Below are 17,879 nucleotides of genomic sequence, written 5' to 3' on the forward strand. Positions count from 1 at the left end.
AGATTGCAAGTTTTTGTTGAGCGTACAGCGTTAAAAGCCTGTGATTACAATCTGGAACGAATTCCGCAGATTTTACTCGCCTTCAATCCGTAAGGCAGAAATCTGGACCTGGTCTTTGGTGGTCAGAAAGCTCAAGAAACATTCTCGGCCCGACTGCAGCGCAGGCTGAGTGCATGTTAGAACGCGACGTCCGCCGACACTGATGACAAATCGGTTTCCCGTACCGACAAATCGAATGCTGACCGACGAGGGACCGGTTGTATTCAGATCCAATTTGACCTGTTTCAGCGATTTGCTTACACCCTGCTTTACGGCAAAGACACTGAGCGTATTGTTCTGGAATATGATCGCACTGGCGATGAGCACTTTTTGGGGATTCGCCGGATCTCTGGTAAGTAAATGTAATTCAAACGAGGGGAGGTTCTCTTTCACATCGACGCGAAAACTAACGCTGATTTTTTTATATGGCCTTACAAAAGTCGCCGTTGAGATCTGTCCGGCTGTCGAAACCATTCCTGCTTCTGTGAACTGCCAACCTTTGCTTTTCCAGAACAGGTTGTAAAACGGGTTTTGCCAACTGGTGGAATTGAGTTCGCCTTCTTCGACCATTTTCACGTCTGGCAACAACGGCTGTCGATTCGCCGTTTGTGTGAGAACCAGTTCCGGATCCGGTGTGATGGGATCCAAGATCGGAGTGGGCTTCTCTTTGGACGAACCTGATTCATCATGTGGTGTCTTTGCTTTGCCCGATGGTGGTTCTGAAATGGATTTCTGACCTGCAGTCTGTCGGGATAACGCTTCGCGGTGCGGACGATCTGACTCCATGCTTTGAATTTTATAAATCAACAGAGTGGAGACGATCAACAAAATCACAGCCAAGAGGACGCCGGGGCTAATGCGTTTGGCTCTTCGAAGACTCTGTTCCGGTTCCTCTGGCATCATTTAATCTGTCCCCTTTTTTCTTGCCAGCTTACACAGTTCCTGAAAATGTTTTCCTAAAGCGCGTTCCAGATAAAATGACTGAATTCCAAACTGATTTTTCAACGACTCATATTGGCGTAGTGTAATTTGCAATTCTTCTGAATTCCATTCCGATGGTCGTTTGACCGCTTTGATCAATAGATTTTTGGGAGTATGCTCTGTATCGATAAATTCTACAACCTGAGTTCGATATCCGCAAATTTCCAGAACTTGTGCCCGCAATGCATCTGTGACCAGCGCGGCTGTTTTTTCTTTCAGGATGCCATGTTGCAGTAATCCAGTCAGAGGTTCGCTGGAGATTTGCTGAAAGATTTCATGTTGGCAGCAAGGGACTGCCATGATGACGGAAGCGCCAGCCTGTATGGCTGAGGCAATGGCGGCATCGGTGGCTGTATCGCAGGCATGTAGCGAGATGGACAGATCGCATTTGCTGGAACCGGAATCGAACTGTGAAATATCTCCTGTTTTGAAGGATAGTCCTTTGCATTGCAGCCGATCTGCGATGCATTGACAATCTGCAACAACAGATTCCTTCAGATCGAGTCCTATAATATTTACGTCGCGTTTCCATATTTCGGTAAATAAATAATGAATTGCAAATGTGAGATAACTTTTTCCGCAACCAAAATCGAAAATTCCGAGTTCTCCGCGCGCTGGCAAGCCAGTTACGATATCGTTGATGAATTCCAGATAACGATTAATTTGCCGAAACTTGCGGTATTGAGCTGCTTTCACTTTACCGGCTGGTGTCATCACACCAATGGCTTCCAAAAAAGCACAGGGGGATCCTTCTGGAATAAGATACTGTTTGACCCGATCATGCGATTCAACCAGCGGGGAGTTTGATTTGGTTGGCGGTTGTTTTTTCAGACGCACCGTTCCCTGATTTGTCTTTTGAAAATGATAGTCCGCTTGCTGCGTATAGAGATAGCCTTCCCGAAAATGATTGGACCAGAGTTTTGTCATTCGTTCAATTGTTTCGGAGTGAGTGAGATTTTCATGAACTTCCTGCTGTTCCCGAGTGAGCGCCAACTGGTAATGTGGCTTGCCCTTGATGATTACAGGCCGCAATGTGACCTTTTGCCCGACTGACGATTTTTTATCGACGGGTTTGCTTAGCACCACCTGAATACAGGCCCCTGCATTGAGCGTCTGCACGACTTCGGTCGGTAATGTGAATTCAAGATGTGATTGTTGATGTTTCGTCAAAGGGAATTTGATCCTGTGCGTTATGTTGAATATTTCTGTTACCAAGAATGTATTGCGCTACGCCTGCCAGCAGGGGAATAGCGATAATCTGTCCTCCTGTCAGCATGAGATACAAGGGGTATCCGAGGTCACCGGGTAGTATCGTCAGATATTTTCCCAGTAACATTTGCAATGCTAAAACGGCAGCAAGAAAAGCGGAGGCAGGAAGTGTCAGACTTTCTGAATTTCGTTTCCTGACGACAATCACAAAACATGCCAAGCAGAGTGCTGCGAGAAAACAGACGCTGATGACCTGCTGCCAACCCAGATAGAGGCCGATCAATATTAACAGAGAAGTTGTCCCCGGCTGAATCAGTGTGCCTGGTTTTTGTGTTTGAAACAGTACAGGCCAACTAAACAGAATGCCGGCAATGGCTCCGTAAAAAAGCCCCCAGCCCATTGTGATCAGAGTTTGTACTTCAAGACCTAAATGCAGCGAACCATGATAGCGAGTTTCACTTAATATGTTGTCGCTGGAGAGGACAGTAGAGGAAACAGCATCAACTGGAATCAACGCTGGCACAGGATGTAGTTCTGGAAGGAAAACACCGGCGATGATGCCTGCCATAAAGCACCAGATCAGCAGACGGCGCGGGATGAGCTGACGATCAAACTGAATATAAGCAGCAGCCAAAACGACAATAAATAAGTAACTGTAATAGAGATCCAGGGCGATCAGATCCCAGGTCCGCCCTTCCATAATTTGATAAACGCCCGAAAATCTGTTGGGATCGCGATAGGGCAAAAACTGACCACCGGAACGTACCAGCGTCAGATACAACATTACAAAAAAAATGCCGACGATGGCTTCTACTATCGGATAACGCATGGAAATGGAAGACTGACAGTACCGGCATTTTCCCCTCAGTAATATCCAGGCAAAAATCGGAAGATTATCGCGGGTCCGAATGGGGGTTTCACATACGGGACAACGGGACTTGGGTTTGGAGATATTCAACCCTAAGGGCATGCGGTAAATGACTACGTTTAAAAAACTACCAATCACTGATCCCATCACGAAGCACCAGGCTGCAGTGAACACCTCCAAAACCCACAAGTTAATACTTGTAGAATGAACTAACATCAGTTGCATGGCTTCTGGTCTATCTATTACTTCAACTGTGACTCAATGCGGATAATTTGTTTCCAGTACGAATCGACTATTGATTACAGATCAGGAAATCAGAATCTGATCTCAGCTTATTTCAAATTCGTTGCTCTAACTTTATCAAAAAACAAAGAAATTTGGTATTTTTCGCAATTCCTCTCTTCCTATAGACAGAATCAAGCGAAAGCAGAAAAACTCAAATTGTCATTGAATGCATCATAAGAATAATTCCATGAGAAATATATGCACCATTTTACATAACTGGTACTCACTTTTTCCAAAAGTTGGCCAAGATGCTACTTTCTCCCAAACCCCAGTCAACAGAACTAATTACTTCTACCGATAAATTATGCATCCCAGTAACTTAATCTCAGACTACCTCAAACTCCTTCGAATACGAATCAAGTCTCTCAATTTCCATCGTCTCGCATTCGAAAGTGTTTAAAAAAGTGATTTCCAAGGCTTTGAAGCGTCTCAAAACCAAGCCCTTCTGGCGAAGATTTTGCCTTCATATTAATTTGGAACGCTTTTTACTCCCTACGGAATCAACAACACCAGCCAGAATGATGCAGGCAATTTAGCGGCTCTTAAATATATTCTGCAAAACTCAAAACACAATATGTAGACTTGGAAAGAATCCGGAATGAATTCAAGGATGACTGCCCACCTTTGGATTAGATGTTCAACATTAATCGTTTTTTCAACTGTGATCCAAGTTGCCTGTGATGTACAGGGAGATCCGGGTCCCAAACTGCTGGTGCCGGCATTAGACAGTCAACCTGTCAAAATAAAACAGGTACAAACCTCATCAGAGGAATTGCCTCTGGTTGCTCGCAAACCAAATTTGAGTATCGAGGCACGCAAACCAGATCTGGTAGCGGAAGAGGCCACAGATAATAAAACGAACAAAAAGTCCATGTCCGAGCCAAAACCATTTCGGGGCATTGCTAAAAAATCGACATCCACACCTAAAAAACCCACGGTTCCTGAAATACCCAAAATCGTTGATCCTCTGGACAAACTGGTGGATGAAGCGATTGAGGTCTCTCATCGCAGAATGCTTTCCACCGAGGTACATACTCCGTGGCAGATTGCACATGGGATACTGGCTCTTCGATGGGAATACACACTTTATCAGAACAACAAACGAGTCAGAGCCATCGACTGGGTCTCTACCGGACCTAACTTTCGAAATCGTCCCTGGTTTATCACCACTGATCATGGTGGTAAAGGTCATCCCTTTACTGAACCCTATGCATTTGAAGGGCACCCAAATCAGTTTCTGGCCTTCTACGCGATGGCTGGTCTGCCTCTTGATCATAAATTCAAGGCAGGATCTAAAACCATCACGATTGCCAGCATGATTCGCAATGCCAAAGCAGAAGTGAATACCGATGAAGAAATCACCTGGACGCTGTGGGCATTTTCCCGTTATCTGCCCTGGGATACAGAATGGGTCAGCAACAAGGGCGAACAATGGAACATGGAAACTCTGGTTCGCGTGCAGATGCAATCAGAACCTACCAAGTCGGCCTGCGGAGGCACGCATGGGTTGTTTGCGTTAGCCAGCTCGGTCAATAATTATGCCAAAGACCAAAAACAGTTAAGAGGCACCTGGCTGGAAGCGAGTATGCGAGTGCGTCAATATATTGAGTATGCACGATCCATGCAAAACCAGGACGGTTCATTTTCCGCTAATTATTTTGAAGGTCCTGAATACGCGAGTGACGTGAATAAACAGGTTTCTACAACCGGCCATACTCTAGAATTCATTATTGAAGGCCTGCCGCAAAATCGACTGAATGAACCGTGGGTTAGAAGTGCTGTCTCTCGGATTGCCAGGGATCTGGTTGACTATAAAAAGCAGCCTCTTGAACCGGGGGGCATGTATCATGCTATTGACTCGCTTATGATTTATCGTGAACGTACTCGACCGCAGTATGCCAGGCAACTGGAACTGCTGGCAAAGCAAAAGGTCTTTGAGCAGCCTGCCGCTTCAGCACCGATTATTGGTTATTCAGAGCAATTTCTTCAGCAGCAGAAAAACGCCGCACAATCAAAATACCAATCACGATATCAACAGAACAACAAACCTGACAATCCGCCTACGCGACAGGCTCGTCGCCGCCGATTTTCGCGGTTTCGATAACTCAGGTTGATCCCTGCTCAGTCATTTTCAGACATGGTAGAGTCGCCATCGTTCTCTTTCAGATTTCGTATTGAAGGAACCCATGTTCTGTGTTCGTCGACTCTTTCACGGATCGACTCCAGAGTCGGTGGTGTCTGTGTTCCATAATCAGCAGATCTGGAACGTTTACGTGGTCGTGGCTCGTACTCGTAACTGTCTGACTCTTTCTTTTTCCACCAATACCATAGTCTAAGCGACTGCTGTCGTGCCTCTGGTGGTTTGTCGCGTAAGAGCCAGAGGGTTAGTAGGAGTACTACGATCATGCTGATCGCAATCAGCATGGGTTTGCCGGGAGGTTCTCCACTGGTGACGACGACGAAGATACAGGCAAACAATCCCCCTGCCAGTGTAAACACTGTTGCCAACCAGGCTGCCGCCTGATCTCCCGACCCATGAGGGGACCGACCGGATGTCATTGCTTGCTCCTCCGATGTAGTGCACTAACTGACCAATGATCGAGTTCTGCTTCTCATACAACGACTCGCCTCTATGATATCATGGGAGCAAATCATTCCGCACTACAAAATTTTAATTTTGTGTTTTGTCTAAAGGAAAATATCCAGATATAGCACAAAGAGCATCAGTCCGAGAACGAATATCATACCAAGATAAGTGGCGGCAGCGAGCACCTGTTCGTTAGGCTTTTTACGGGTAATTCCTTCCCAACACAGAAACACCATATGACCTCCATCCAGTACAGGGATCGGGAGGAAGTTCAAGACGGCCAGATTCACACTGAGAAATCCGAGGAATAAAAGGAGTTCCGAATAACCCTGGTGGGCAACCTCATAGGCAACAGAAGCGATTTTGATCGGTCCGCTCAATTCGAGAGGTGAAACGCGCCCGGTGAAGAGGCTTCTTAGAGTGAGATAAATATCTTTTGCCGAATTGGTGGTGTATTCGACGCCCATTCCCAAAGCTTCACCCATGGTATCCGCCCTTTGAGTTTCGCGTAACAACTGCATCTTGATTCCCCGAACGGGTAATGACCATTGTTCTCCCGGTTTCTGTTTGGTATTGACCCAGGGCATCAGTTTGACTTCTCGGATTTGTTTTTTGTTACTGATGGTCAACTCAACAGGCCAGCCGGGGCGTACCTGCATCTCCCAGAATGCATTGGCCCAGTTCATATTTTTATCATCGAATTCATAGCTGACTTCCGGGATTCCGCCCCAGTCGGCAAGTTTGTCGTTTTCGGGCAGCATGATTTTGATTTTTTTAATGTGCTCATCAGGTTTGATTCCCGCTTGAGCAGCCGGGCTGCCCTCTTCGACTTTTAGAACTGACGGAATCACATGAAAGGCGATGCCAACAGAACCAACGGCTAACGGAGTATTTGAATAGATTGGATGTTCGAGCCAGGCCGGACTGTCTAGCGGAACCACATTCAGACTGACTTCGGTAGGATCAGCTCCATCTTGCTCGCGTTTCACAATCACCGAAACTGTTTCGCCCGCTTTCTCAGAAAAGTAATTTGGTAGTTGCAATGGATTCAGAGCTTTCCCGACATCTTTTCCATCGATGTGAGTAATTTTGTCTCCCACCTTCAAACCTGCGCGTGCGGCCGGTGAACCATCCTGGATCGCTTCAATCGGTCCAATGTCCATCCAGAGGCCTAAAGTCCGAAAGGGATTATTGCCTACGGTGATTTCCACAATTTCCGAATCTGGTGTCCCTTTTCGAACCACTCCTGTCTTCAAAACCTGGTTACTTTTGGCTGCGAACATTCTTTGTAACTGTGCATAGTTTTGAATCGGTTCTCCGTTGATCGTTTTGAATGTGTCACCCTGTAAGAATGCGGGTTCTGCCTTTGCGGCTGCTGTCCCTTTACTGGTCACGCTTGCTCCCGGATCCGGTAAAACAGGAATACGTAGACTGTTGGACGGGATCAAACCGATTTGTGGCCTTGTACCTGTCCGGTCGGGAGTAATTTTGACGTCGAATTTTTTTCCGTCCGGATGAACTCCCTGCATCGTGATATCGCCATCACTAAACGCACTGCTGCGGATGATATCCATATACGAATTCGCTTTTTCGCCATCAATTACTTCAATCACATCACCGGGTTGAATGCCAGCTTTCCAGGCGGGCATGCCTGAAATCGATGCGCCTACCACACTGGGCATCGATTCGACACCCATTCGAAACGCGAAAGCAAAAAACAACATTCCGGTTATGATATTCATAATCACGCCAGCCGAAATGATCCCCATTCTCTGGTAAACGGGTTTGGCAGAATACGAACGTGGATCGAGGGCAATTTCTTCGCTTGTTAACTGACTCGGATCTACGTCGTCCTGTCCCAGCATTTTGACATAACCACCAAAGGGAATGATGGAAAGCGCATATTCGGTTTCGCCATATTTGAAGCTGTAAATGATAGGGCCGAAACCAATACTGAACCGTTCGACTTGGACATTACACCACTTGGCAACCGCGAAGTGTCCCAGCTCGTGAAAGAAAATCACCAAGCCCAGTCCTAATGCAACCATGGCGATGTTGAGAACTTTGCCTATGAAGGTCCCTAATATCAGACTGGATAACTCTAGTTCCACTTTTTTATCTCCTTGCGAGCCCAGCCATCCAGTAGAAACAGTTCTTCCAGACTTGGGTTGGGATCGAATTGATGTGATTCTAATACTTGTTGACAGGAAGTCGCGATATCGCAAAATCGCAATCCACCTGATAAAAATCGCTCAACAGCGGCTTCATTGGCCGCATTTAACACCGCACCGCATGTCCCCCCCTTCTCTGCGACTTCATAACCGAGTCGCAATGCAGGGAACGCTTCCATATCGGGTGGTTCAAAGCTTAATTCAAAAGACCGACTCCAGTCCATTGGAGTATTCAATCCTTCTCGCCTATCAGGATACGTTAGTGCGTACTGAATGGGAAGTCTCATATCCGGAGGCGAAAGCTGGGCGATGACGGATCCATCTACATATTCGACCATGGAATGCACAATCGACTGCGGATGGACGACTACAGAAATTTGATCTGATTTCAAGTTGAATAGCCATTTTGCTTCAATGATTTCCAGTGCTTTGTTCATCATTGTGGCAGAGTCAACGGTGATTTTCGGTCCCATCTCCCAGGTAGGATGTGCTAACGCCATTTTAGGAGTGACGTTTTCCAGTTCGGAAGGGGTTGCTCCTCGAAACGGACCACCGCTGGCGGTCAAAATCACTTGTTTTACTTCGCTAGGGTGTCCTGCCTGTAATGCCTGAAATATTGCATTGTGCTCGCTGTCTACCGGTAGCAGAGTTGCTTGAGTGCGAGCGGCCAAATCCATAATAAGCGGCCCTGCAACGACTAACGTCTCTTTATTTGCAATACCAACTATTTTCCCCGCTTCGATTGCTGCCCAGGCTCCCTTCAAGCCAGCCGCCCCGACAATTCCACAAATGACAATGTCAACCTCATCTGATGAAGCCACCCGTTCAATCTGGTCATCTCCAAACAGCAGTTCTGTCGAAGGGGAAAATGAATCTGCATTGATGTCTGATTTCAGCTCAGAATTGCTGAGTACGGACCAGCGAGGACAAAACTGCATTGACTGCTGAGCTAACTTCTCCCAACTGTTATGGGCGGTTATTGCAGTTAACTGCATTTCCTCCGGATGGTCGGCGATCACTTCCAGAGTACTGGTACCAATCGAACCCGTGGACCCGAGAACGGCTATTCGCTTCATTCGACCCTGTTTTCTCATCCCCAGTCAGTTTACTTGACTGTTTTATCGATTCTCACAAAGAGCGGAAAAAAGACGTTCCCCGGTTCCAGTTTTTGCCCTAACCACCAACGAATCCGCATTTTAGGCGTATTAATTGAACATGGCAAGAGGCATTCACTCTGCAACAGTTCCTTTTCAGAACGAGTTTTGTGCCGAACGATGATTTCTGTGCAAACGTTTGATTGACCCCTCTGCCGAAACCACATACATTAACTAGAGAGGTACGCTGCGTTAAGGATCCCTGATCGCAAAAGTGGCCTCCTGCATTTAGATCTACACCTGATATTATGTTCCCTTCATTTCTTCATTAGAAATGATTTGAACTGCTAATTCCTCTGAAAAGATAAAGTCTCCATGCCAAATACGGACCAAGACCCACAAAAGCAAAAAAAAGAACGCCCTTCCTCTCCTGAGAACTCATCCAAAGGTGATCCAAAAGGGCCCAAAAACAATGTCATCTGGTATCTGGTTGTTGGTGGGTTGATCGTGGTGATTACGCTTTCGATCTTCTCGAATAATAACAAGGGCGACAAAATCAAGTTTGGTGACTTCGTCAAAGGTCTTGATGATGGAAAATATAATAAGACCAACGTTCATGAACTGAAATTTGGCAGCGATTATATCACGTTTCAAGATCAGCCTAATCCGGAATCGCCTGAAAAAGGGAAATTACCCGAAACCACCAAGAAATTTTACATCCCAGTCTGGGGAATCGCCTCTGAAACGCGCGCTCAACTGCAATCCAATCTGGAAACGAAAGATATCATCGTCGATTCCGAAAGCCGACCGTCGGAATGGGAGTCGCTGATCGCCGTTTTATTCTTCCCGATTGTGCTTTTGATTTTTGTGATTTATCTGTTTCGCCGAATGGGTGGCGCGGGTTCGCCGATGTCATTCGGTCGCAGCCGAGGGAAAATGTATGCTCAAGAAGATATTGAGGTCACCTTCAATGATGTCGCGGGTATTGATGAAGCCGTCGAAGAGCTGCGAGAAATTGTTGAGTTTTTGAGAACACCGGCGAAATATCAGGCGCTCGGCGGTCGTATCCCCAAAGGCGTGTTACTGGTGGGTCCACCGGGAACCGGTAAGACCATGCTTGCCAAAGCGGTCGCTGGCGAAGCAGGCGTTCCGTTTTACGGTCTGTCCGGTTCTGACTTTGTCGAAATGTTTGTAGGAGTAGGTGCGGCCCGCGTGCGGGATATGTTCCAGCAAGCCGCCCAGAAATCTCCGGCGATTATTTTCATAGACGAACTGGATGCGTTGGGCAAAACGCGCGGTAGTGGAATGCCCGGCGGTCACGATGAACGCGAGCAAACACTGAATGCCCTTCTTGTCGAAATGGATGGTTTTGGTTCTGACCAGAGTGTGATCGTGATGGGCGCAACCAACCGTCCGGAAACGCTGGACCCCGCTCTCATGCGACCGGGTCGTTTTGACCGCCATGTACTCGTGGATCGCCCTGACGTGCGAGGCCGCGAAGCTATTCTTAAGGTACATAGCGCCAAAATCAAAATGGATGAAACGGTCAATCTGCAGAATATCGCCAAAATCACTCCCGGTTTTGTAGGTGCAGATCTTGCGAATCTCATTAACGAAGCTGCTTTGCTCGCCGCTCGCAATAACAAAAATGCCGTTACCATGCTTGAATGTGAAGAAGCAGTCGAACGGGTAGTTGCCGGTCTGGAAAAATCAACCAGATTGATTCATGAAGATGAAAAAAGTCGAGTGGCGTATCACGAATGTGGTCATGCTCTGGTAGCCTGTTCGTTACCCAATGTCGATCCGGTTCACAAAATTTCGATTGTTCCCCGAGGATTAGGTGCGCTCGGTTATACATTGCAGCGTCCCGAAGAAGAAAAGCAACTGGTAACGCAAAGTGAACTGGAAAGCCGAATTTGCGTGCTGCTGGGAGGCATTGCCGCCGAAGAAATTATTTTTCAGGAAACCTCCACCGGTGCTCAGAACGATTTACAGCGTGCCACCGATCTGGCCCGCCGCATGATCACCGAGTTTGGCATGAGTCCCAAATTAGGTCGTGTGCATTACAGCGAATCTAGAAGATCCCCTTTTCTGGGAGACTCACAAAGTTCAGCCGATGGTGTTCACAGTGAAAACACACTGCGAGAGATCGATCTCGAAATCAGGCGGATCATTGATGAATGCTCCAAAACCGCGTATGAAGTTCTGGAAGAACGCCGAGAAGTACTGGAACATCTCACTAGAGACCTGCTGGAATGTGAAGTCATGGATATGGAGCAGTTACAGGCCATTCTGAAAGAGCATCAGCGAGGGCCTCAAATCAAACCCGGTACGTTTAAAGGCAATACACCGGAAGGAAAAACTGAGGATTCGGAACAGGATGATCCCACAGCCGAGAATGACCAACCATCAGACGGAACGGGAGCATGAGTGAGCTGAAGAGCATCTGCGTCTTTTGTGGTTCGAAATCAGGAAATGATGAGCAGTATCAGCGGTCCGCAATTGAATTGGGTCGTTTGATGGCACAACGAAACATATCGCTTGTATATGGTGGTGGTAGCGTCGGTTTAATGGGTATCATTGCCGATGCCGTACTTGAATCGGGAGGCCGGGTGGTTGGTGTCATTCCCCGCCAATTGGCAACTAAAGAACTGCTTCATCCCGGCGCTACAGAAATGCATGTTGTGGAAGACATGCATTCGCGCAAGGCGAAAATGTCGGAATGTTCGGATGCCTTCATCGCGATGCCCGGCGGCTATGGTACTTTGGAAGAATTGTTTGAGGTCGTCTCCTGGGTTCAACTGGGCATTTATTCCAAACCGGTTGGCCTGTTGAATACGTCTGGATTTTACGACCCTTTATTGAACATGGTCGAACATTGCATTGAAACGGAATTTATCAAACCGAAGTATCGGGATTTGATCATCGCTGATGAAAGCCCGTCTGCGTTGATTGATCATCTACAAAGGCATGAACTGCCTGTGATTGAAAAAATCCTGGACCTCGAAGAGATTTAAACGTCAACGAATATTGATCTCTGCTGAAAAAGCTAATTCGCAGTTCCCATTGCAATTGCTGTTGCGGTCGCAAATTCGCGGCTGTGTGAAATCGTAATGAGAATTTCTGTAATTCCCAATTCCCCCGCCTGACGTTCGACGCCACCTGAAATCACAATCGTTGGTTTTCCGCTCGCTAAATTGATGACTTCAATTTCTTTCCAACCAATCCCTTTGATGAAACCGGTGCCTAACGCCTTCATCACAGCTTCTTTCGCTGCCCAGCGTCCTGCATAATGCTGCTCTTTATTTTTCTTGGTGCCGCAATATTTATTTTCATTTTCAGTAAATACGCGATCAAGGAACGTTTCTCCATGCCGCTCGATCATTTGACCGATTCGTTCAATCTCGACAATATCTGTACCCAATCCGACAATCACTGGCATTTACCCTGTTTCTGGTCGCATGTATAATACATTAAATTCAAATCTTTCACTGATATTTGAAACAAAATCAAATTCAGCAGGGTACTCACCCTATAGAATGTAAATATTATTTTCGCATCTCATTAGCGCCCCTCATTAAAGTAGAGTTGAAAGGTGAGTTCAAGGTCGAATGCAACGCTTCTGTTACCTAATCCCGGGATTCCTGTCCGTTTGCCTGTGCGCATTTCCTCTTTTCGCAGAATCTACTAATTCCCTGATCGGGAAAAAAGTAGAGAACTTCAGCCTCAAAGATTTTCGAGGCAAAACTGTTTCACTGAATGATCAGACAGTGCAGAAGTTCACAGTGATTGCCTTTTTAGGAACAGAATGCCCGCTGGCAAAATTGTATGGCGGGCGTTTACAAGAACTTTCGCTGGAATTTGCTGATCAGGGTGTCTCGTTTTACGCCATCATGTCCAACCAACAGGATTCACTTACTGAAATCGCCGCTTATGCGAGGAAGCATGAGATCACGTTTCCGGTACTCAAAGACGCCGGCAACCATGTCGCAGATCAATTCGGTGCCAAGCGGACTCCTGAAATTTTTCTACTCGATGCAAAACGAACCATTCGCTATCACGGACGTGTGGACGACCAGTATGGCGTTGGTTATCTCAGAGATGAACCCAAGCGGGAAGACCTGAAGATCGCGCTCACAGAACTTATTGCAAACAAACCGGTCAGTGTTGTTTCGACTGATCCGGTTGGGTGTTTTATTGGTCGCATGCGTGAGCCTGACTCCAAAAGTTCCGTCACCTATTCCAATCAGATATCTCGCATCTTTCAGAAGCACTGCGTTGATTGCCACCGCGATGGAGAAATTGCCCCCTTTCAATTGACCGAATATCAGGAGGTCGCTGGCTGGGCGGAAACGATTGCCGAAGTGGTTCGTGACCAAAGAATGCCTCCCTGGCATGCGGATCCGGCGTACGGGAAATTTTCCAATGATTGCAGCTTGAGTCAAGCAGAAAAAGAACTGATCTACCAATGGGTGGAACATGGGGCACCAGAAGGTAATCCGAAAGATCTGCCTGAACCGAAAACTTTTATTGCCGGTTGGAAACTGCCTCAAAAACCAGATGCTGTATTTTATATGCGTGACAAACCTTTCCAGGTGCCTGCACAAGCCGGGAAACGGGGTGTCAAATATCAGTATTTCACCGTTGATCCTGGTTTTAAAGAAGACAAATGGTTGACCGGCGCTGAAGCGCTGCCTGGTAACCGGGCCGTCGTGCATCATATCCTGGTTTTTGCCCGCCCCCCCTCGGGAAAACGAGTGCGTGCCTTCGGGGAGGGAGATCAGTTTCTAGTCGGCTATGTTCCCGGTTCCCGAGAAGTCATGCTGCCGAAAGGCATGGCCAAAAAAGTTCCCGCGGGATCCAAGCTGGTATTTCAGATGCACTATACCCCGATCGGCAGCGAACAACTGGATCGTAGTAAAGTCGGTCTGGTTTTTACTGATGAATCAAAAGTCACCCATCAGGTTGTGACCGCGCAGGTCATCAATCAGGATTTTGTCCGGCGTCGCATTTCCATCGACGCGAACGACGACAATTTCCAAATTGAAGGTACTTCTCCTCCGAATGACCGTAATGCACTTCTATTGAGTTTTATGCCTCATATGCATCTGCGTGGAAAATCGTTTCGCTATGAATTGAGAAAAACTCCTGCCGAGCCGGGAGAAGTTTTGCTCGATGTCCCTGCCTTCGATTTCAACTGGCAAACTGCTTACCAAATTGAGAAACCAATTCCCCTTGAGACAGGTGACTACATTCACTGTGTCGCGCACTTTAATAATTCGGATAGTAATCTCTCGAACCCGAACCCGAATAAGTCGGTTTCCTGGGGCGATCAAACCTGGAATGAAATGATGATTGGTTATTTCAACGTTGCAATTCCGAAAAAAGAAGCAGCAGCCGAAAACGAATTCAAGACCATTGCGTTCCGACTTATACGAAGGCGCGATAAAAATTCCAACGGTAAACTGGAACAGGATGAGGTCCCGCTTCGCGAACTCCCATTTTTCTTTCAGGCAGACAAAGATAAAAACGCCATCGTCACCGTTGAAGAACTGGCCGCTTTAATCGAAAAAAATCAAAGCCGGAAAAAAGAATAAACGCCCCTCTCGGATGGGGGCATCAAAATCTCACTCACGCCCCCTCTTCCGTTGCTGATTTTCCCGTTGTGGAATTCCGTTGGTTCGCCTGGACCAGCTGATTAGCACTTTACGTCTGAATTAAGCAAAACATGTGGATAAATTTCCAGTTTTAAATTGCTCAGAGATGTGAATACATATAGTATCAAGGTTCATACATACTAGACGGCTCTCGTACTGTTTACTGAAACAAAGCCCCGAGACTGCTTTCGTTCACTGGAACATTTACTGGCACATTAACTGTCACATGTACAGAATACGTAATGACAAACTTTGATCCTTATCAACGCTGGCTTGGAATACCTCTAGAAGACCAACCGCCTCATCTCTATCAGCTGCTTGGGATAGAATTGTTTGAAGATGACCCCGAAATCATCAATGCCGCTGCCGAGAATTCCATCGCGTTCATTCAACAAAATGCATTTGGAGTGGAATTACAACAATCGCAACGCGTTCTGAAGGAACTTGCTGCTGCGAGTAAATACCTGCTGGCTCCAGAAAACAAAGCCAACTATGACAGAAAACTTAAAATCAAAATGGGGTTATTGCGTCCTGAATCCACTTCAGTGAAACAGAGTCAGAGCAAGACTGATCATCGCACGTCGGTTCAGTCAAACGACAACCGGGTACCCATTCCGGAACAAAGTGACCAAAAGAAACTCAACCTGCTCGGACTTGAGATCAGTTATCTGATGGCAGGCGTGAGTGCTGTTGTTTTCTTATCTCTCATCATCACATTCAGTATTTTCTTAATGGGTGGAGATGCTGAAGCCGAATCGCCGGTTCAAACGGCTGTGAAAAAGCTGCCAGCTGAATCGGACAAACCGGCGTCTGAGGCAGCAGGGCAAATTAACATTCATCCTGATATTAAGAAGAATCCCGCTTCGAAAAAGCCAGTGGCAGCGCTCCCCAAACCCGCTGCTCCCGTTCCATTACCTGCTGAAGAGTTTACCGGGCAGTTCATAGTACGAGCCGATTCCGTAAACAAAAAATTGGGTAAACAACTGCAAGATGTCATTGTAGATGTAATTTATCAACCGGGTCGTAAAAAAAGTGAACGAGTTGTACTGGGAACCATTAAAACAGATGCAAAAGGCCAAGCACAATTACCGGTCAAACTGACTCCTCAAGAGCAGACAGGACGGTTTCTGGTCAAATTGAGCAGAGAGAATGAAACCTGGGAACGAAAACTGAATAACTTTCCCAACGAACTGACACAAACTCTCACCATCCCAGTCGTTACCAAACCGGAATATCTTAATCCGTCTTGGATTGAACAGCGTCTGGAACAAGTTAATATCGACAAATTACTTGAGGAATATCGGGACATAGATGACCCGTTCGTTCAATCCATTCGCGCTGCATTGGATCTGTCACAACATATTCTACGCGATCATCCGGAGGCATTGCGTGAGCAATTACAGGCGCGGCTACTGAATCGACTGGAACCCGAGCTTACTGCGTTTCAGATTTTTTCAGATCAGCGTATTCATCTCCGTTCTGAATGGCCGACCATCAATCAAGTAGGAGGATCATTACTTCGAACGATTGGAATTCATTCAGGAGGTGTCAATTGCCTGGCGATCACACCAGATGGAAAATATGCTGTTTCAGGAGGGGATGACAGGTTGATCAAAGTCTGGGACCTTTCCAGCCAGACATTGGCATCAACTTTCAAAGGTCATAAGCGTGAAGTTTATTGTTTATCGCTTACCCCAGATGGAAAACAGATAATTTCGGGATCTAACGATCGGACAATAAAAGTCTGGGATTTCAAAAGTGGCAAACTGCTTCAAACCCTTAAAGGGCATACTAGTTCTGTGTTACAGCTTGATGTGTCGCCCGATGGAAAAATTGCTGTTTCTACATCTCACGATAAACAGTTGAAATTTTGGGATCTCACCACCGGAAAAATGATCCGCTCGATCCCTGCAAAAAAATTCGGATTTGGATCCATCACCATTCCTTCGAATGGGAATCAGGTCTTTACAGGAGTAGGGACCAGCTTAGTTTCTTATAATTTAGAGACGGGTAGAAAGTCAGGAACGATCAAAAGTGAGACCTATGAATTCCAGAAGATCACGACGACTCCCGATGGGAAATACGCCATCACAGGTAAGAATCCACCAAGAGTCTGGGATCTCTCCAGTGGTAAAGTAATCCGTACTTTAGAAAATCATCCTGGAAACATATCATGCATGACCGTTTCTCCAGATGGAAATCAAGTCATTGCCGGTACTAATGAACGAGAAGTGGTGATCTGGGACTTTTCCAGTGGTAATTTAGCCCATATATTCAATGGCCATCTGGATAGGGTCACGAGCCTCTCAGTGTCACCTGATGGAAATCATCTCATTTCAGGATCGAATGACACCACTCTTAAGCTGTGGAACCTGCGAGGCAGCAATCAGAGTTCTTTGACAGAAAAGCATGGTCGGGAAGTGAAATCGGTGATCATTTCAAGAGATGGAACACAGGCAGTTTCAGGGGCCGACACCGAACTGAAGATCTGGGATCTCGCTGAAAATAAGTTGTCGCGAGAAATTAAGAATAAATATTCACTCGAATGGCTTTCCTATTTACCCGATGAGAAATTTGCAATCTCTTGTCTGCTTTTCTCGTTGTGGAACATCACAATCGATTGAATTGAAGCATCTGGTGTTTAATCCCAGTCACATGGAGGATGACTGGAAACCGCTTTATCCTGGCAAAACATTCGGTGCCACCTCGGTCTTGACCGCTGCGATGGTGCGGCACCTGTATGAGCCTGGTTCCTATCCCTTTTTTATCGCAGCCTCACGCGCCTTAAGTGCCATTCGTGAAAATCATGCCCTTGGTGCCGGGGCTTATGATCCCAAAAACAGCGGCCATCCTTTCAACGGTTTTGATACAGACGCTGCGCATCCTGCAATAAAAGCGACTCTGCATTCGGAAGAGAACTCGAAATTTGTTTTAGCGGAAAATGATTATGCAGCGGTGTTGGTTGATCCGCAGCGATATGGCTTGAAT

General features: G+C 46.6%; 13 protein-coding genes. 6 read left to right on the forward strand and 7 right to left on the reverse strand.

Annotation, left to right across the window (positions count from 1 at the left end; genetic code table 11):
- Positions 1-72: 72 nt before the first annotated feature.
- The 3 genes from Q0668_RS18725 to Q0668_RS18735 are packed head-to-tail and all read right to left on the reverse strand — an operon-like array spanning position 73 to position 3,244.
- Positions 73-942: a hypothetical protein gene (locus Q0668_RS18725; RefSeq protein ID WP_298867419.1), complete on the reverse strand. Its 870-nt coding sequence runs from the start codon at positions 940-942 to the stop codon at positions 73-75.
- Positions 943-2,190: an SAM-dependent methyltransferase gene (locus Q0668_RS18730; protein ID WP_298867420.1), complete on the reverse strand. Its 1,248-nt coding sequence runs from the start codon at positions 2,188-2,190 to the stop codon at positions 943-945. It lies immediately after the preceding gene.
- On the reverse strand, positions 2,162-3,244 hold the full coding sequence (locus Q0668_RS18735; RefSeq protein ID WP_298867422.1) for an A24 family peptidase: 1,083 nt from the start codon (positions 3,242-3,244) through the stop codon (positions 2,162-2,164). Before Q0668_RS18735 ends, Q0668_RS18730 begins: the two co-directional genes overlap by 29 nt.
- 748 nt (positions 3,245-3,992) lie before the next feature.
- Between Q0668_RS18735 and Q0668_RS18740 the strand changes: the two genes are divergently transcribed.
- The gene (locus Q0668_RS18740; RefSeq protein ID WP_298867425.1) at positions 3,993-5,486 is read left to right on the forward strand and encodes a hypothetical protein; all 1,494 of its coding nucleotides are present in this window, start codon (positions 3,993-3,995) and stop codon (positions 5,484-5,486) included.
- Between the two features lie 17 nt (positions 5,487-5,503).
- Here Q0668_RS18740 and Q0668_RS18745 read toward each other — a convergent pair whose 3' ends face one another.
- The 3 genes from Q0668_RS18745 to dxr all read right to left on the reverse strand — a co-directional run bounded on the left by Q0668_RS18745 (position 5,504) and on the right by dxr (position 9,216).
- On the reverse strand, positions 5,504-5,941 hold the full coding sequence (locus tag Q0668_RS18745; RefSeq protein ID WP_298867427.1) for a hypothetical protein: 438 nt from the start codon (positions 5,939-5,941) through the stop codon (positions 5,504-5,506).
- A 129-nt stretch (positions 5,942-6,070) separates the two neighbouring features.
- Entirely contained in the window at positions 6,071-8,080 is a 2,010-nt protein-coding gene (locus tag Q0668_RS18750) for a site-2 protease family protein (protein ID WP_298867429.1), read from the reverse strand.
- Positions 8,071-9,216: a 1-deoxy-D-xylulose-5-phosphate reductoisomerase gene (gene dxr, locus Q0668_RS18755; protein WP_298867432.1), complete on the reverse strand. Its 1,146-nt coding sequence runs from the start codon at positions 9,214-9,216 to the stop codon at positions 8,071-8,073. The genes Q0668_RS18750 and dxr overlap by 10 nt, the downstream gene beginning before the upstream one ends.
- A 393-nt stretch (positions 9,217-9,609) precedes the next feature.
- Between dxr and ftsH the strand changes: the two genes are divergently transcribed.
- The gene (gene ftsH, locus Q0668_RS18760) at positions 9,610-11,664 is read left to right on the forward strand and encodes an ATP-dependent zinc metalloprotease FtsH (protein WP_298867434.1); all 2,055 of its coding nucleotides are present in this window, start codon (positions 9,610-9,612) and stop codon (positions 11,662-11,664) included.
- Positions 11,665-11,669: 5 nt separating this feature from the next.
- Entirely contained in the window at positions 11,670-12,251 is a 582-nt protein-coding gene (locus Q0668_RS18765; RefSeq protein ID WP_366918958.1) for a TIGR00730 family Rossman fold protein, read from the forward strand.
- Between the two features lie 32 nt (positions 12,252-12,283).
- Here Q0668_RS18765 and acpS read toward each other — a convergent pair whose 3' ends face one another.
- The gene (gene acpS / locus Q0668_RS18770) at positions 12,284-12,676 is read right to left on the reverse strand and encodes a holo-ACP synthase (protein ID WP_298867437.1); all 393 of its coding nucleotides are present in this window, start codon (positions 12,674-12,676) and stop codon (positions 12,284-12,286) included.
- A 256-nt stretch (positions 12,677-12,932) separates the two neighbouring features.
- Here acpS and Q0668_RS18775 point away from each other — a divergent pair, with 256 nt between their 5' ends.
- From Q0668_RS18775 to Q0668_RS18785, 3 genes are all read left to right on the forward strand, one after another.
- The gene (locus Q0668_RS18775) at positions 12,933-14,831 is read left to right on the forward strand and encodes a redoxin domain-containing protein (RefSeq protein WP_298867443.1); all 1,899 of its coding nucleotides are present in this window, start codon (positions 12,933-12,935) and stop codon (positions 14,829-14,831) included.
- A 302-nt stretch (positions 14,832-15,133) separates the two neighbouring features.
- Entirely contained in the window at positions 15,134-17,515 is a 2,382-nt protein-coding gene (locus Q0668_RS18780; RefSeq protein WP_298867439.1) for a WD40 repeat domain-containing protein, read from the forward strand.
- Between the two features lie 13 nt (positions 17,516-17,528).
- A partial coding sequence (locus Q0668_RS18785) for a hypothetical protein (RefSeq protein ID WP_298867441.1) occupies positions 17,529-17,879 on the forward strand: 351 nt, incomplete at its 3' end.

The organism is uncultured Gimesia sp., assembly GCF_937910335.1.
GTDB lineage: Bacteria > Planctomycetota > Planctomycetia > Planctomycetales > Planctomycetaceae > Gimesia.

Bases quoted from the DNA above. Each gene is read 5' to 3' on its own strand.
- Q0668_RS18725 (WP_298867419.1), bottom strand. From the start codon at position 942: ATGATGCCAGAGGAACCGGAACAGAGTCTTCGAAGAGCCAAACGCATT.
- Q0668_RS18735 (WP_298867422.1), bottom strand. From the start codon at position 3,244: ATGGGATCAGTGATTGGTAGTTTTTTAAACGTAGTCATTTACCGCATG.
- Q0668_RS18740 (WP_298867425.1), top strand. From the start codon at position 3,993: ATGACTGCCCACCTTTGGATTAGATGTTCAACATTAATCGTTTTTTCA.
- Q0668_RS18745 (WP_298867427.1), bottom strand. From the start codon at position 5,941: ATGACATCCGGTCGGTCCCCTCATGGGTCGGGAGATCAGGCGGCAGCC.
- dxr (WP_298867432.1), bottom strand. From the start codon at position 9,216: ATGAAGCGAATAGCCGTTCTCGGGTCCACGGGTTCGATTGGTACCAGT.
- ftsH (WP_298867434.1), top strand. From the start codon at position 9,610: ATGCCAAATACGGACCAAGACCCACAAAAGCAAAAAAAAGAACGCCCT.
- acpS (WP_298867437.1), bottom strand. From the start codon at position 12,676: ATGCCAGTGATTGTCGGATTGGGTACAGATATTGTCGAGATTGAACGA.
- Q0668_RS18780 (WP_298867439.1), top strand. From the start codon at position 15,134: ATGACAAACTTTGATCCTTATCAACGCTGGCTTGGAATACCTCTAGAA.